The organism is Terrabacter sp. AAH1 (assembly GCF_054456855.1).
The window spans coordinates 1-12,649 of sequence record NZ_JBTJJV010000016.1 but is presented as its reverse complement, the minus strand read 5'-3'; the positions used below and the strand labels follow the sequence as shown (position 1 = coordinate 12,649).

Genomic DNA, 12,649 nt, shown 5'->3' with positions numbered 1-12,649 from the left:
GGCACCCTAGGCGTCCACGGGCCGCGGCGCCATCTCCGCGCCGAGACGCAGCGCCTCGATCATGGAGCGGTGGTCGGCGACGCCGGTGCCGGCGATGTCGAACGCCGTGCCGTGGTCGACCGAGGTGCGGATGACGGGCAGGCCGATGGTGACGTTGACGCCGGCCTCGAGCCCGAGCACCTTGACGGGGCCGTGGCCCTGGTCGTGGTACATCGCGACGACGAGGTCGTAGTCGCCACGGCCGGCGAGGAAGAAGAGGGTGTCGGCCGGCAGGGCGCCGTGCACGTCGATGCCGTCGGCGCGGCACACCTCGACCGCCGGGTTGATCTTCGCCTCCTCCTCGCCGTAGCCGAAGAGGCCGTTCTCGCCGGCGTGCGGGTTGATGCCGCACACGCCGATCTTGGGGTTCGGGTTGCCGGCGTCCACGAGTGCCTTGTGGCCGCGGCGGATGACGCGCTCCACGAGTCCCGGCTCGATGCGGTTGACGGCGTCGATGAGTCCGATGTGGGTGGTGACGTGGATGACCTTGACCTTCTCGGTGGACAGCATCATCGACACCTCGGGCGTGCCGGTCAGGTGGGCGAGCAGCTCGGTGTGGCCGGGGAAGACGTGCCCCCCGGCGTGGAGAGCCTCCTTGTTGAGGGGCGCGGTGCAGATGGCCTGGACCTTGCCCGCCATGGCGAGCTCGGACGCGACGCGGATGTAGTGGTACGCCGCGTCGCCGGCCGTCGCCGAGAGCTCGCCGAAGGGGAGATCCTCGGGCAGCAGCGCGAGGTCGATGACGTTGACCCGCCCGGGGATCTCGCTCGCCTCCTCGACGTCCTCGACCGTCGCGATGTCGACGGCGATGCCGGCGAGGGCGGCCGCCTGCTTGAGGCGGAGGGCATCACCGACCACGACGACGCGCGCCATCGTGGCCACCTGCGGGTCGGCGAGGGCCTTGACGATGATCTCGGGGCCGATGCCGGCGCCGTCTCCCATGGTCACGGCGATGCGGGGAAGGACGGCGCTCATGGGATCTCCTTGGTGGGGGCGCTGGTGGTGGTGGGTGTTGGAGCGGCTGCTGGGGAAGCAGCGGCCGGGTGGTCGCGGCCGAGAAGGTGGGTGGCGACGCGCACGAGGGAGTCGGGAACTCCGAAGCTGCCGGGACGGGTGACGACGGTCCCGCCTCCCGCGCGGGTGCTGACGACGGTGCCGGTCTCGACCTCGCCCACGACCTCGAGCTCGCGGACCCCGAGCCGGTCGAGGACGGCTCGTGCGGTCTCGCCGCCCGAGAGGAACAGTGCGTCGTACGCGTCGGCGACCGGGGCGACCACGTCGGCGAGCGACTCCGTGAGGCGGCGGGAGCGGGTGGCGTCGGTGGGTGCGTTCGGGTCGAGGGCGACGACGACAACTCCGAGCGGTGCGTGCCCGGCGAGCTGGACGCGTACGGCCTCGGGGTCGACGAGCAGGGCGTCGGGTTGGACGAGCACGGCGTGCGCGCGGTGCCCGGCGACGAGGTGCGTGAGCTGGTCGGCGAGCCCTGGTGCGCGCGTACCGAGCACGAACAGCACCGACTCCGCCGGACCCAGTGGCCGTACCCCGTGGCCCGGCCGCGGGTCGCCGGCGTACGCGTGCGCGTCGGAGTCGGGTTCCGAGACCTCGCCGGGGAGGGCGTGGGCAGCGACGGCGGCGATGGCCCCCGACCCCACGAGCAGCGCCATGGGTGTGCGGGTCGCGGCGGCGTGGATGACCTCGAGGTCGCTCTCGGTGGCTGCGTCGCAGACGGCGACGTGGCCGACGGTGCGCGCCCGGGCCAGAGCCTCGGCGACGGCGTCGACGCCGCGGGCGACCGTTGCCTGGGGGACCAGGAAGGTGCGCAGCGGGAGCAGGGCCTCGGCCACGGTCGCCGGTGCGGGCATGGCTTCGACGGCCCAGAGGTCCGTCTCGTGCAGGGGGGTGTCGCCGACGTGAAGCACGCCGTTGCGCACGACGCGCCGCAGGCTCGGGTTGGCCACGGCGACGACGGGTACGCGCTGCAGCTCCTCCGCCAGGGCGGCGACCTCGACGCCGACGTGCCCACGCAGCAGTGAGTCGACCTTCTTGACGACGATCGCGGCCGGCGCGACCAGGGGCGCTGCTGCGCGCACCGCGCGCACGGCTGCGTCGGCGCCGCGGCGTCGGGAGTCGGTGTCCACGGTGACGACCGTCGCCCTGGACTCCGTGGGAGCCGCACCGGTGCTGTTGCCGTGGGCGTCGGGGGAGGGGGCGAGTGTCACGTGGCTGCGCGAAACACGCACTAGCGCGTGGACTGCGCACTCTGCAGCGCCGCTCAGGTCATCCGCGACGACCGCCAGGGCCGGTGCATCCATCTCTCCTCCTCACCATGCGCTCAAGGTCAATAATGCTTGTAAGACAAGGAGATTGGCGACCTTGCCGATGGGGTGAAAGGTCTTGCTGTTGGCTGTCGGGGTGAACCTCGACGGCGTGTGCCAAACCGTCCCTTCACAAAAAACGCTACAGGTATTGCGCGAATCACGCAATGGTGCGAAGGTTGGTGAACCCTAGGGGCGCACCGTGCGCCACCGACGGAGAGGCCACCGCTCAATGAGGAGTCCCGATGCCCCAGCAGCCTGCACTGCTTCCCCCGTCTGACCAGCCGACGCGTGAGGTCTCGCGTCGCTCGATCCTCAAGCTCGCCTCGCTGGCCGGCGCCGGAGCGCTCTTCGCTCCTGCACTCGCCGCCTGCACCGGGCCCAAGACCGCGAACTCCGCGAGCACTGCCGGGGCGGGTGCGGCGGGCGGCACCCTGAGCATCGTGCTGAACCGCAACCTGGTCAGCCTCGACAACAAGCTGAACCAGTACGACGCCGCCGTCACCGTCCAGCGTGCCGTGCGCGAGGCGCTGACGAAGATCGGCGACGACCTCAAGCCCGAGCTGGTGCTCGCCGAGTCGTTCGAGCAGACCAAGCCGACCGAGTGGACCGTCAAGCTGCGCAGCGACATCCACTACTCCGACAAGTCGCCGGTCACCGTCGAGGACGTCGAGACCGCGCTGAAGCTCTACTTCGAGGTCAAGGCGGGCTACGTCGCGTCGCAGTTCCCGGAGCAGCCGGGCTTCAAGAAGGTCGACGACAAGACGTTCGTGCTCACCACGAAGACGCCGGTCGTCACCCTCGACTCCCTGATGTCCAACATCCTCATCACACCGGCCAAGGACAACAAGGCCGAGGAGCTGAGCAACGGCCTCGGAACAGGTCCGTTCGTCATCACGACCGCCGACACCGGCACCGGCACCTACAAGCTGACCCGCAACGACAATTACTGGGGCGAGAAGGCCAAGCTGCAGGAGGTCAACGTCTCCTACCAGGAGGAGGAGGGTGCACGGGTCATCGCGATCACCTCCGGCCAGGCCGACGTCATCGACACGATCACGCCCGAGTCGGCGGCATCTCTCAAGTCGAACTCCGACGTCGACGTCATCGAGACGCCGGGAACCCGCCTCATCCACCTTTTCTACAACTTCCGCAAGCCCGCGGGGCACCCGCTCGCCAACCCCAAGGTGCGCGAGGCCCTGACGTACGCCATCGACCACGACTCGCTCATCAAGGCCCTGATGAACAACCAGGTCACCTCGGCCGAGGGTGTCGTGCCCAAGACCCTCGCGGGATTCGCCAAGACGGGCGCCTACGCCTACGACCCGGCCAAGGCCAAGCAGATGCTCGCCGACAACGGCGGCGCCGGCCTCAAGCTCACGTTCATCTGGGAGGACTCCGAGTTCGCCGGCGCCTCGCGGGTGCTCGAGGCCGTGTCGCAGATGCTTGCAGCCGTCGGCGTCACCGCCACCCTCAAGATGATCCCCAAGGGCGGCGAGATCAACGCGTGGCGTCGCGGCGAGGCCGGCGACTGGGACGTCCTGGCGAACGGCTACGGCAACCAGACCGGCCTGGCACTGACCAACTTGCAGGGACAGTACGGCGGCACCGCGGAGAAGGAGAAGACCCGCGACACCTACCACGGTTTCGTTGTCCCCGAGATAACGTCGCTGCTCGACCAGGCCGGCGCCGAGGCCGACGAGGCCAAGCGCGACGCCCTGCTGGGGCAGGCCCAGGAGAAGATCTGGGCGCTGTGGCCGGCCATGTGGGCCTGGACGCCGAACAACGTCCTCGCCAAACGCAAGCGCGTCGCGACGCTCAAGCTTCGTGCCATCAACTCCTACGACCTGGGCGCGGTCTCGGTCTCGGCCTGACCGTCAGCCCCGGCTCACGGCAGCACCAAGGTGATCCCATGTTGAACTACGTCCTTAAGCGCGTCGGGCAGACCGTGTTCACCGCGTTCCTCGCGACCGCGACGGTCTTCGTCCTGCTGCGGATGGCCCCGGGCGACCCGGCGGCGAACTACGCGCCGCCGAACCCAACCTCGGCTCAGCTCGAGGCCATCCGACAGCAGTTCGGGCTCGACCAGTCGATCCCGGTGCAGTTCCTGACCTTCCTTCAGCACCTCTTCCAAGGAGACGTCGGCACCTCGTTCTTCTTCAAGCGCCCGGCGCTCGAGGTCGTCATGGAGCGCCTGCCCTACACCGTCACGCTGGCGGTGGCCGCGATCGTCGTCACGGCGGTGGTCGCGATCCCACTCGGGGTGTGGATGGCCCGACGGGCCAACACGGCCAAGGAGCTCGGCGCCAACATCGCCACGATCGCCGGCCAGTCGATGCCCGACTTCTGGAGCGGCTTCGTGCTGCTCATCGTCTTCGCCGTCAACCTCGGCATCTTCTCGCCGGCGGGCTTCACGTCGGCCAGCTCGATCGTCCTGCCGACCGTGACGATCGCGATCCTCCAGATCGCGCTCATCTCCCGGCTCGTCCGGCGCGAGATGGTCGTCAACCTGGCTGCCCCGTACCTCACGGTCGCACGCTCCCGCGGCATCTCGGAGCGGGCACTGACCTGGCGGTACGCGTTCGGCAACTCGGCGATCCCCGTCGTCACCGCGCTCGGCACGCGCTTTGCGGCCATGCTGAACGGTGTGGTGATCGTCGAGGTCGTCTTCAAGTGGCCGGGTGTCGGCGAGCTCGTCGTCAACGCCCTCAAGCAGCGGGACTTCCCGCTCATCCAGGCCACCGTCCTCGTCACGGTGCTGCTGGCGCTCGTCGTCCAGCTGCTCGTCGACCTCCTCTACCCGCTCATGGACCCGCGCGTCCGACTCGGAGAGGCCAGCGCATGACCACCTCCACACCCGGCCTGAGCCCCGACCTCAGTCAGGTCCCCGGCTCGATCCTCGGCCGCGACTCGGCGGTCACGAAGGTGCTGCTGCGCCGCTCCGCCGCCGCGCGACGCGCCCGCTACAGCACGATCAAGATCTGGGTCGGTGCGGTCTGCGCCGGGCTCGTCGTCCTCCCGGTCGCTCTCGCCCAGGTGCTGCCGCTGCCCGACCCGATCGTCGGGGCACTGTCGGAGTCGTCGCTGCCACCCTTCAGCGCCGGCCACCTCTTCGGCACCGACCCCAACGGCCGCGACCTGCTCAGCCGTGTCCTGCACGGCGGCCAGACCTCGCTCGTCATCGGTGTTCTCGCGATCGTCGTGTCGGGGCTGGTCGGCATCGCCGCGGGCGCGGCAGCCGGCTACTTCGGCGGATGGGTCGACACGATCGTGTCGCGGCTGCTCGAGGCGCAGATGTCGCTGCCGCTGCTGCTCATGCTGCTGCTCGTCGTCGCACTGTTCGGGCCGTCGATCCCCGTCATCACCCTCGTGATCGCCTTCGCCCAGTGGCCCGAGCCGGCTCGCATCACGCGTGCGCTCGTCCTCGTGGAGCGGGAGAAGCCGTACGTCGCCGCAGCCCGGGTGCTCGGTCTGCACCGGGTCTCGATCATCGCCCGGCACGTCATCCCCAACGTGCTGCAGCAGGTGCTCGTCGTCGTCCTCCTCCTCCTGGCGCAGGCCGTGCTCCTCGAGAGCGCCCTCAGCTTCCTCGGCGCCGGCGTGCAGCGCCCGTACCCGACCTGGGGCGGCATCATCTCCGACGGGCGAGAGCTGTTCGTCACCGGCAAGTGGTGGCTCGTCACGATCCCCGGCATCGTCATCGCCCTTCTCGTCGTCGGCGTCAACCTCGTCGGTGACGGCTTGCGCGACCGCGTCCGTCGCGCGAAGGGAGACCAGTCATGAGCGTTCTCGAGGTCAAGGACCTCCGTGTCGAGCTGATGACGGGCGGCTCCGTGGTGCGCGCCGTCGACGGCGTCAGCTTCCACGTCGACGAGGGTGAGACCGTCACCATCATCGGCGAGTCCGGCTCAGGCAAGTCGACGACGGCGATGGCGATCCTGCGCCTGCTGCCCGACGACCTCGCGGTCATCTCGGGCGAGGCCCGCATCGGCGGCCAGGACGTCACGGGCAGCCGCGCGGTCATCGACACGCTCCGCGGTCGAGCCGTCGCGCTCATCCCGCAGGACCCGATGACGGCGCTCAACCCGATCCGCACCGTCGGCCGCCAGATGGCCGAGGCCGTACGCGTCAAGTACCCGAAGCTGAGCAAGGCCGAGGCGAAGCAGCGTGCCCTGTCACTCATGGAGCAGGTGCACATCCGCAACCCGGCCAAGCAGTTCGACGCCTACCCGCACCAGCTCTCGGGCGGCATGCTCCAGCGTGTCCTCATCGCCATGGCCGTCTCGGCCGACGCCGACCTCATCGTCGCCGACGAGCCGACCAGCGCCCTCGACGTCACCGTCCAGGCCGGCATCCTCGACCTGCTCCTCGAGCTCCAGGAGCAGACCGGCATCGCGCTGCTGCTCATCACGCACGACCTCGGCGTCGCTCGGCTCATGAGCGACCGGATCCATGTCATGAAGTCCGGCACATTCGTCGAGGGTGGTCCCGTCACCGACGTCGTCGACCACCCGCAGCACCCGTACACCCAGAAGCTGCTCGGCGCGATCCCTGAGCTGGGGCCGTGGCACGACCCCGCGCTCGATGCCCCCACGCTCGTGAAGGAGGCCAGCCATGGCTGAGGACCTGCTCACTGTCAGCAACCTCGTCGTCGAGTACCGCACCGGCAAGGAGGTCTTCCGTGCCGTCGACGACGTCTCGTTCTCGGTGCCCCGCGGCGGCACGCTCGCCATCGTCGGCGAGTCCGGCTGCGGCAAGTCGACAATCGCGAAGGCGCTCGTGCGCCTGCTCAAGCCGACGTCAGGCAGCATCGACCTCGACGGCACCGACCTCGCGCAGCTCTCCGAGAAGCAGCTCCGTCCGATGCGGCACCGCGTCCAGATGGTCTTCCAGGACCCCTACGGCTCCCTCGACCCGCACCTCACGGCACAGGACATCGTGGCCGAGCCGCTGCGGGTGCGTGGCGAGAAGTCGCGAAAGGTCCAGCGCGACAAGGCTGCCGAGCTCATCGACCGAGTCGGGCTGCCCAAGTCGGCGCTCGAGCGCAAGCCGCCTGAGTTCTCGGGGGGTCAGCGGCAGCGCATCGGCATCGCCCGGGCCCTCGCGTCCGGGCCCGAGCTGCTCGTCTGCGACGAGGCGACGAGCGCGCTCGACGTCTCGGTCCAGGCGCAGGTGCTCGAGCTGCTCCGCGACCTGCAGGCCGACACGGGCCTGACCTATCTCTTCATCTCGCACAACCTCGGTGTCGTGCGCGCCATCTCGCAGGACACGATCGTCATGCGCGCCGGCCGCATCGTCGAGTCCGGTCGCACCGACGACCTGCTCTCCCGTCCGCAGGAGGACTACACCCAGCGCCTGCGGCGGTCGGCTCTCGAGCCGGGGCTCATGACCGGCATCAAGCCGCGCCACCTCATCCGACACATCGCCGCCTCCCGCACGGCCGAGACCGAGAAGGCCTCATGACCACCTCCACCCTGCCCACCCTCGACCTGCCCGGGCTCGACAAGCCGCTGCCGCGGCTCGTTCTCGGAACGATGACCTTCGGCGACACCGTCGACCTGCACACGGCACGCGCCATGGTCAATGCGGCGCTCGACGCCGGCATCACCTCCATCGACACCGCCAACGGGTATGCCGCCGGGCGCAGCGAGGAGATGCTCGCCGACATCCTCGACGGGCGTCGTGATGCGGCCACGATCGCGACCAAGGCCGGCATCTACCCCGGCGACGCGGGAGGGGCGCCGCTGCTGTCGGCCGCCGGCTTGCGCTCGTCGCTCGAGGCGAGCCTGCGCCGGCTGCGCACCGACCACGTCGACGTCTACTACCTCCACCAGCCCGACCGCTCGGTCCCGATCGACGAGACCGTCGCTGCGCTGCGCGAGCTCGTCGAGGAGGGCAAGATCCGCGCGATCGGTGTCTCGAACTTCTCGGCGTGGCAGATCGGTGACGTCTTCGCCGCGTGCGACGCCCTCGGCACGCCGCGCCCGATCCTCGCCCAGCAGCTCTACAACCTCGTGGCCCGCCGCATCGAGGCCGAGTACACCGAGTTCGCGACGACAAAGGGCCTCGCCACGATCGTGTACAACCCGCTCGGTGGCGGCCTGCTCACCGGACGCCACTCGTTCACCGAGTCCCCGGGCGAGGGTCGCTTCGGCTCCTCCGCGCTCGCGACCATGTACAAGGACCGCTACTGGAACGCCGAGACGTTCGCGGTCATCGAGGCCCTCGGCGCCATCGCGTCGGAGGCCGGCATCACCCTCCCCGAGCTGTCGCTGCGCTGGCTGCTGAGCAAGCCGGTCGTGTCGTCGGTGCTCCTCGGGGGTTCGAAACCACACCAGTTGGAGGCCAACATCACTGCTGCACAAGCCGGTCCGCTCCCCGACGACGTCGTCGCCGCGTGCGACGAGGCAGGCCTGGCTCTCGCCGGCTCGATGCCGGGGTACAACCGATGAGCGCCCTGGGGGGCGCCGGCCAGACGGCGGTGGAACGCAGCCGCGCCCGCGTGCTCGACTACGCCCGGCGTGTCCGGGGCCGCGAGCAGATCCTCGGCTACTGGGTCATCATCGACTCGCCCGTGTCGACCGAGCGACTCGCCCGGCTCGGCTGGGACTACGTGTGTTTCGACGCCCAGCACGGCCTGCTCGACTACAAGGGCATCCTGTCGGGCATGCAGGCGATCGACGCCGGCGGCGAGTCCGTCGGCATGGTCCGCGTCGGCGCGAACGACCCGTTCCTCATCGGGCAGGCGCTGGACGCCGGGGCCGCCGGCGTCATCGTGCCGCTCGTCAACAACGCCGAGGACGCTGCTCGCGCAGTGTCGTTCGCGAAGTACGGCCCGGAGGGCGTCCGTTCCTACGGGCCGATGCGCTCGCAGCTGCGCATCGGCCCCAACCCGGCCGACGCCAACGAGGCGACGGTCGTGCTCGCGATGATCGAGACGCCGCAGGGCCTCGAGAACGTCGAGGCGATCGCGGCCACGCCCGGCATCGACGGCCTCTACATCGGCCCCTCCGACCTGCGCCTCGCCGTCGGCGGCGCGACCTCGACCGACCCCGCCGTCGATGACGTCTTCGAGGCAGCCGTCGAGCGGATCCTCAGGGCGGCACAGGACGCCGGCATCGCCGCGGGCTTCCACACGCCGAGCGGTGAGGTCGCGGCCAAACGCCTCGGCCAGGGCTTCACCCTCGCAACCGTCTCGTCCGACCTCATCCACCTCGAGCAGGCCTCCACGGCCCACCTCAAGGCGGCCCGGAGTGAGTCGTGAGCGTCGTCGGCTCCGCCCCCGAGACCCTGCCGACCGACGGCGTGCTGCGCCCGCGTGACGGGGGCGGCCACACGGCATACACCCCCACCCCGACGGTGCAGTGCCACGCGGCCAACCTGGCGTGGCTGCCGAACGGCGACCTCGCGTGCGTGTGGTTCGGTGGCACGCAAGAGGGGGTCAGCGACATCACGGTCTACCTCTCGCGTATGCCGTCCGGTTCGGACACGTGGCTCGACCCCGTTCCGCTCAGCGACGACCCCACGAGGTCAGAGCAGAACCCGATCCTCTTCACGGAGCCCGACGGTGACGTTTGGCTGCTCTACACCGCGCAGCTCGCCGGCAACCAGGACACCTCCGAGGTACGGCGACGGGTCTCGCACGACGGCGGCCACACGTGGGGGCCGCCGAGGGTGCTGCTGCCGGCGACCGATGCCGGTGGCGTCTTCGTGCGCCAGCCACCCGTCGTCCTCGCGAGCGGGCGCATCCTGCTTCCGGTCTTCAACTGCGTGACAGTGCCGGGTGAGAAGTGGGTCGGTAACGAGGACACCTCCAGCGTCTGGTGGAGTGACGACGGCGGCGCGACCTGGAGCGAGGCCCCCGTGCCTGGCTCGCTCGGTTGCGTCCACATGAACATCGTCGTGCGGCAGGACGGTTCACTGTGGGCCTGCTTCCGCAGCCGCTGGGCCGACCACGTCTGGGAGACGACCTCGACCGACGAGGGCGTGACGTGGGCCGAGCCCACCCCGACGCAGCTGCCCAACAACAACTCGTCGATCCAGGCAGTCGCGACGGGTGGGGGAGAGGTGGCGCTCGTGTTCAACAACAGCTCGTCCCTGGACGCCACCGAACGGCGGGTCTCGCTCTACGACGAGATCGACGACGAGGGGGTGGTCGACGGTCTCGACGGTCCCGTCGTCGCAGAGCCCTCGCCAGAGGAGGCAGAGGCCCAAGGACGCCGCACCGCGTTCTGGGGTGCTCCGCGCGCTCCGATGACGCTCGGCCTGAGCCCCGACGACGGCCGCACGTGGCCGGTGCTCGTCGACCTCGAGAGGGGTGACGGCTACTGCATGTCGAACAACTCGCGCGACGGGCTCAACCGCGAGCTGTCCTACCCCTCGGTGCTGCCCGGCCCGGACGGCGACCTGCACGTCGCCTACACGTACCACCGCCGCGCCATCAAGCACGTGCACCTGCCCGCCGAGCTCGTCCGCGCGTATCGCCGGTCCCCATCCCGGTGACCGAGTTGACGCCGCCCGGGCCGGCTCCCAGTGCAACCGACGAGCGCGGAACACGCAGCGCGGTCGTCACGGGAGCCAGCTCGGGCATCGGCCTCGCGATCGCCGACGACCTCGTCGGCGTCGGGTGGCGCGTGCTTGGCCTCAGCCGCTCGCGCGGTGGGCTGTCGGACGCTGCCACGTGGGTGCCGTGCGACCTGGCTGACGTGATCTCGGCCGACGAGGCCGTGCGCGCGGTTCGCGAGGCTGCGGCCGGCGGTGTCGACGCGATCGTCCACGCCGCCGGCCTGCAGTACTCGGCTGGCGTCGGCGACCTGAAGCCGGAGCAGGGCGAGCGGATGTGGGCCGTGCACGTGCGCGCAGCCGAGCTCGTCGTCGGCGGTCTCGTCGACGTGCTCGCCGACGGCGGCCGCGTCGTGCTCGTCGGCAGCCGCACCATGACCGGCGTGCCCGGCAAGAGCCAGTACGCCGCGACGAAGGCGGCGCTCGCGGCGATGGCCCGCGCATGGGCAGCTGAGCTCGCACCCCGCGGCATCACGGTGAACGTCGTCGCCCCCGGCCCCACGCGTACGGCGATGCTTGATGACCCCAACCGCTCCTCCGTGCCCCCGGTCGTGCCGCCGCTCGGGCGCCTCGTCGAGCCGACGGAGGTCGCGGCGCTCACCCGCTTCCTGCTCGAGCCGACCGGCGCCATGGTGACCGGCCAGACGCTCGCGATCTGTGGGGGCGCTTCGCTCCCCTGAGGGCTCCGACGCGCTTGGGTGGTGGCCCCGGCCGACGCCGGCCCGAGGCAGGGGTTACAGGGCATACAGGGGCAAGGAGCACGACATGAGCGAACCCACGCGCGCACTCACGGGACGGAGGGGGTGGTGGAACTCCCTCACGGTGGACAACGAGGCGAGCCGGGAGCAGCTGGCCTTCGTCGTCGGGCTAGTGCTCGCGGGCTGGATGATGCCGCTGCTCCCGCGCGCCGCCCTCTGGCTGCTCGCGGCGGTGGCGTCGGTGGCAGTGCGCTGCCCGCGCTGGTTGGGGGTGCTGCTCGTGACGATCTCGGTGCCGATGCAGCTGCTCGCGGCCGTCACCGGGAGCGCCTGGTACCGCTGAGAGTCGCCGCTCCCGACAGAGGTGCGCGTTTCCTGCGGACGTGCGCGATGCACTGTGCACTCCTGAGGTGAGAGCGCGTCACTCCGGGGCAGGCGCACCCCATCCCACCCCTGTCGCGAAGGGATGGGATGCGGCGTCGGTGGTCCGGTCACGCGGTCTACCCGGTCACCGCCCCGCCACAAGGTTGGACTTCGCCGAGAGGGAAACCGGAACCGACGGCGTTGACGGCCTGCACGTAGAACCGGTAGCTGGCGCGCACGGGCAGGACCATCGTCAGGCCTGCCCCACGGGTTGTCCACCGAGTACTGGGCGTTCGGGACCAGCCCGTCCTTGCCACCGCCACCTGGGTGCGCATGAACGTCACCCGGTCGTCTACGGCGCCCGTCGGGTCGGGTGCAGCCAGCGAGGCACCCCTGGGCAAACCTTGGGTCGCCGCGTCGCGATGGGACCTTTGGCCCTAGAAGTCACGTTTGGGTCGGTGAAGGGTGAATGACGTGAGGGGGATGGTTTCGATGACGACAACGATTGACAAAACGCTGAGATACGAGGAGCACAGCGCTGAGTTCTGGAGGGGACTGCTGACGATCTGGTTGTCACGCGGGGTGTGGTGTTTCAGGCCGCGTGAGCGGCTTGGTTGATGGTCTCAAACTCGATGGGGGTGAGCTTGCCGAGGGCGCGTTGTCGCCGGCGAC

12 protein-coding genes are annotated in these 12,649 nt (G+C 70.1%); 10 read left to right on the top strand and 2 right to left on the bottom strand.

Features of this window, described 5'->3' with window-relative positions; all coding sequences use genetic code 11:
- Nucleotides 1–6: 6 nt before the first annotated feature.
- Both pdxA and ACXR8F_RS18825 read right to left on the bottom strand, forming a co-directional pair.
- Nucleotides 7–1,014 carry a 4-hydroxythreonine-4-phosphate dehydrogenase PdxA gene (gene pdxA, locus ACXR8F_RS18830; RefSeq protein ID WP_458802832.1) on the bottom strand — a complete coding sequence of 336 codons (1,008 nt, stop codon included), beginning with the start codon at nucleotides 1,012–1,014 and terminating at the stop codon, nucleotides 7–9.
- Nucleotides 1,011–2,351 (bottom strand): four-carbon acid sugar kinase family protein, encoded by a 1,341-nt coding sequence (locus ACXR8F_RS18825; RefSeq protein ID WP_458802830.1) that lies wholly within the window; start codon nucleotides 2,349–2,351, stop codon nucleotides 1,011–1,013. Before ACXR8F_RS18825 ends, pdxA begins: the two co-directional genes overlap by 4 nt.
- A 248-nt stretch (nucleotides 2,352–2,599) precedes the next feature.
- Between ACXR8F_RS18825 and ACXR8F_RS18820 the strand changes: the two genes are divergently transcribed.
- The 10 genes from ACXR8F_RS18820 (at nucleotide 2,600) to ACXR8F_RS18775 (ending at nucleotide 11,957) form a co-directional block, all read left to right on the top strand.
- A complete protein-coding gene (locus ACXR8F_RS18820) occupies nucleotides 2,600–4,228 on the top strand; it encodes an ABC transporter substrate-binding protein (protein ID WP_458802828.1) in 1,629 nt (542 codons plus the stop codon).
- Nucleotides 4,229–4,266: 38 nt separating this feature from the next.
- A complete protein-coding gene (locus tag ACXR8F_RS18815; RefSeq protein WP_458802826.1) occupies nucleotides 4,267–5,199 on the top strand; it encodes an ABC transporter permease in 933 nt (310 codons plus the stop codon).
- The gene (locus ACXR8F_RS18810; RefSeq protein ID WP_458802824.1) at nucleotides 5,196–6,137 is read left to right on the top strand and encodes an ABC transporter permease; all 942 of its coding nucleotides are present in this window, start codon (nucleotides 5,196–5,198) and stop codon (nucleotides 6,135–6,137) included. Before ACXR8F_RS18815 ends, ACXR8F_RS18810 begins: the two co-directional genes overlap by 4 nt.
- Nucleotides 6,134–6,976: an ABC transporter ATP-binding protein gene (locus ACXR8F_RS18805; RefSeq protein WP_458802822.1), complete on the top strand. Its 843-nt coding sequence runs from the start codon at nucleotides 6,134–6,136 to the stop codon at nucleotides 6,974–6,976. Before ACXR8F_RS18810 ends, ACXR8F_RS18805 begins: the two co-directional genes overlap by 4 nt.
- Nucleotides 6,969–7,817 carry an ATP-binding cassette domain-containing protein gene (locus ACXR8F_RS18800; protein WP_458802820.1) on the top strand — a complete coding sequence of 283 codons (849 nt, stop codon included), beginning with the start codon at nucleotides 6,969–6,971 and terminating at the stop codon, nucleotides 7,815–7,817. Before ACXR8F_RS18805 ends, ACXR8F_RS18800 begins: the two co-directional genes overlap by 8 nt.
- A complete protein-coding gene (locus tag ACXR8F_RS18795) occupies nucleotides 7,814–8,806 on the top strand; it encodes an aldo/keto reductase (protein WP_458802819.1) in 993 nt (330 codons plus the stop codon). Before ACXR8F_RS18800 ends, ACXR8F_RS18795 begins: the two co-directional genes overlap by 4 nt.
- Nucleotides 8,803–9,618, top strand: a complete 816-nt coding sequence (locus ACXR8F_RS18790) for an HpcH/HpaI aldolase family protein (RefSeq protein WP_458802818.1) — start codon at nucleotides 8,803–8,805, stop codon at nucleotides 9,616–9,618. Before ACXR8F_RS18795 ends, ACXR8F_RS18790 begins: the two co-directional genes overlap by 4 nt.
- Nucleotides 9,615–10,856: a sialidase family protein gene (locus ACXR8F_RS18785; RefSeq protein ID WP_458802816.1), complete on the top strand. Its 1,242-nt coding sequence runs from the start codon at nucleotides 9,615–9,617 to the stop codon at nucleotides 10,854–10,856. The genes ACXR8F_RS18790 and ACXR8F_RS18785 overlap by 4 nt, the downstream gene beginning before the upstream one ends.
- Nucleotides 10,853–11,596, top strand: coding sequence for an SDR family NAD(P)-dependent oxidoreductase (locus ACXR8F_RS18780; protein ID WP_458802814.1), 744 nt, complete (start codon nucleotides 10,853–10,855; stop codon nucleotides 11,594–11,596). Before ACXR8F_RS18785 ends, ACXR8F_RS18780 begins: the two co-directional genes overlap by 4 nt.
- 85 nt (nucleotides 11,597–11,681) lie before the next feature.
- Nucleotides 11,682–11,957, top strand: a complete 276-nt coding sequence (locus tag ACXR8F_RS18775) for a hypothetical protein (RefSeq protein WP_458802812.1) — start codon at nucleotides 11,682–11,684, stop codon at nucleotides 11,955–11,957.
- Nucleotides 11,958–12,649 lie beyond the last annotated feature (692 nt).

What these genes read in the sequence shown, in the direction of transcription:
- pdxA (WP_458802832.1), bottom strand. Translation starts at nt 1,014, where the DNA reads ATGAGCGCCGTCCTTCCCCGCATCGCCGTGACCATGGGAGACGGCGCC.
- ACXR8F_RS18825 (WP_458802830.1), bottom strand. Translation starts at nt 2,351, where the DNA reads ATGGATGCACCGGCCCTGGCGGTCGTCGCGGATGACCTGAGCGGCGCT.
- ACXR8F_RS18820 (WP_458802828.1), top strand. Translation starts at nt 2,600, where the DNA reads ATGCCCCAGCAGCCTGCACTGCTTCCCCCGTCTGACCAGCCGACGCGT.
- ACXR8F_RS18815 (WP_458802826.1), top strand. Translation starts at nt 4,267, where the DNA reads ATGTTGAACTACGTCCTTAAGCGCGTCGGGCAGACCGTGTTCACCGCG.
- ACXR8F_RS18810 (WP_458802824.1), top strand. Translation starts at nt 5,196, where the DNA reads ATGACCACCTCCACACCCGGCCTGAGCCCCGACCTCAGTCAGGTCCCC.
- ACXR8F_RS18805 (WP_458802822.1), top strand. Translation starts at nt 6,134, where the DNA reads ATGAGCGTTCTCGAGGTCAAGGACCTCCGTGTCGAGCTGATGACGGGC.
- ACXR8F_RS18800 (WP_458802820.1), top strand. Translation starts at nt 6,969, where the DNA reads ATGGCTGAGGACCTGCTCACTGTCAGCAACCTCGTCGTCGAGTACCGC.
- ACXR8F_RS18795 (WP_458802819.1), top strand. Translation starts at nt 7,814, where the DNA reads ATGACCACCTCCACCCTGCCCACCCTCGACCTGCCCGGGCTCGACAAG.
- ACXR8F_RS18790 (WP_458802818.1), top strand. Translation starts at nt 8,803, where the DNA reads ATGAGCGCCCTGGGGGGCGCCGGCCAGACGGCGGTGGAACGCAGCCGC.
- ACXR8F_RS18775 (WP_458802812.1), top strand. Translation starts at nt 11,682, where the DNA reads ATGAGCGAACCCACGCGCGCACTCACGGGACGGAGGGGGTGGTGGAAC.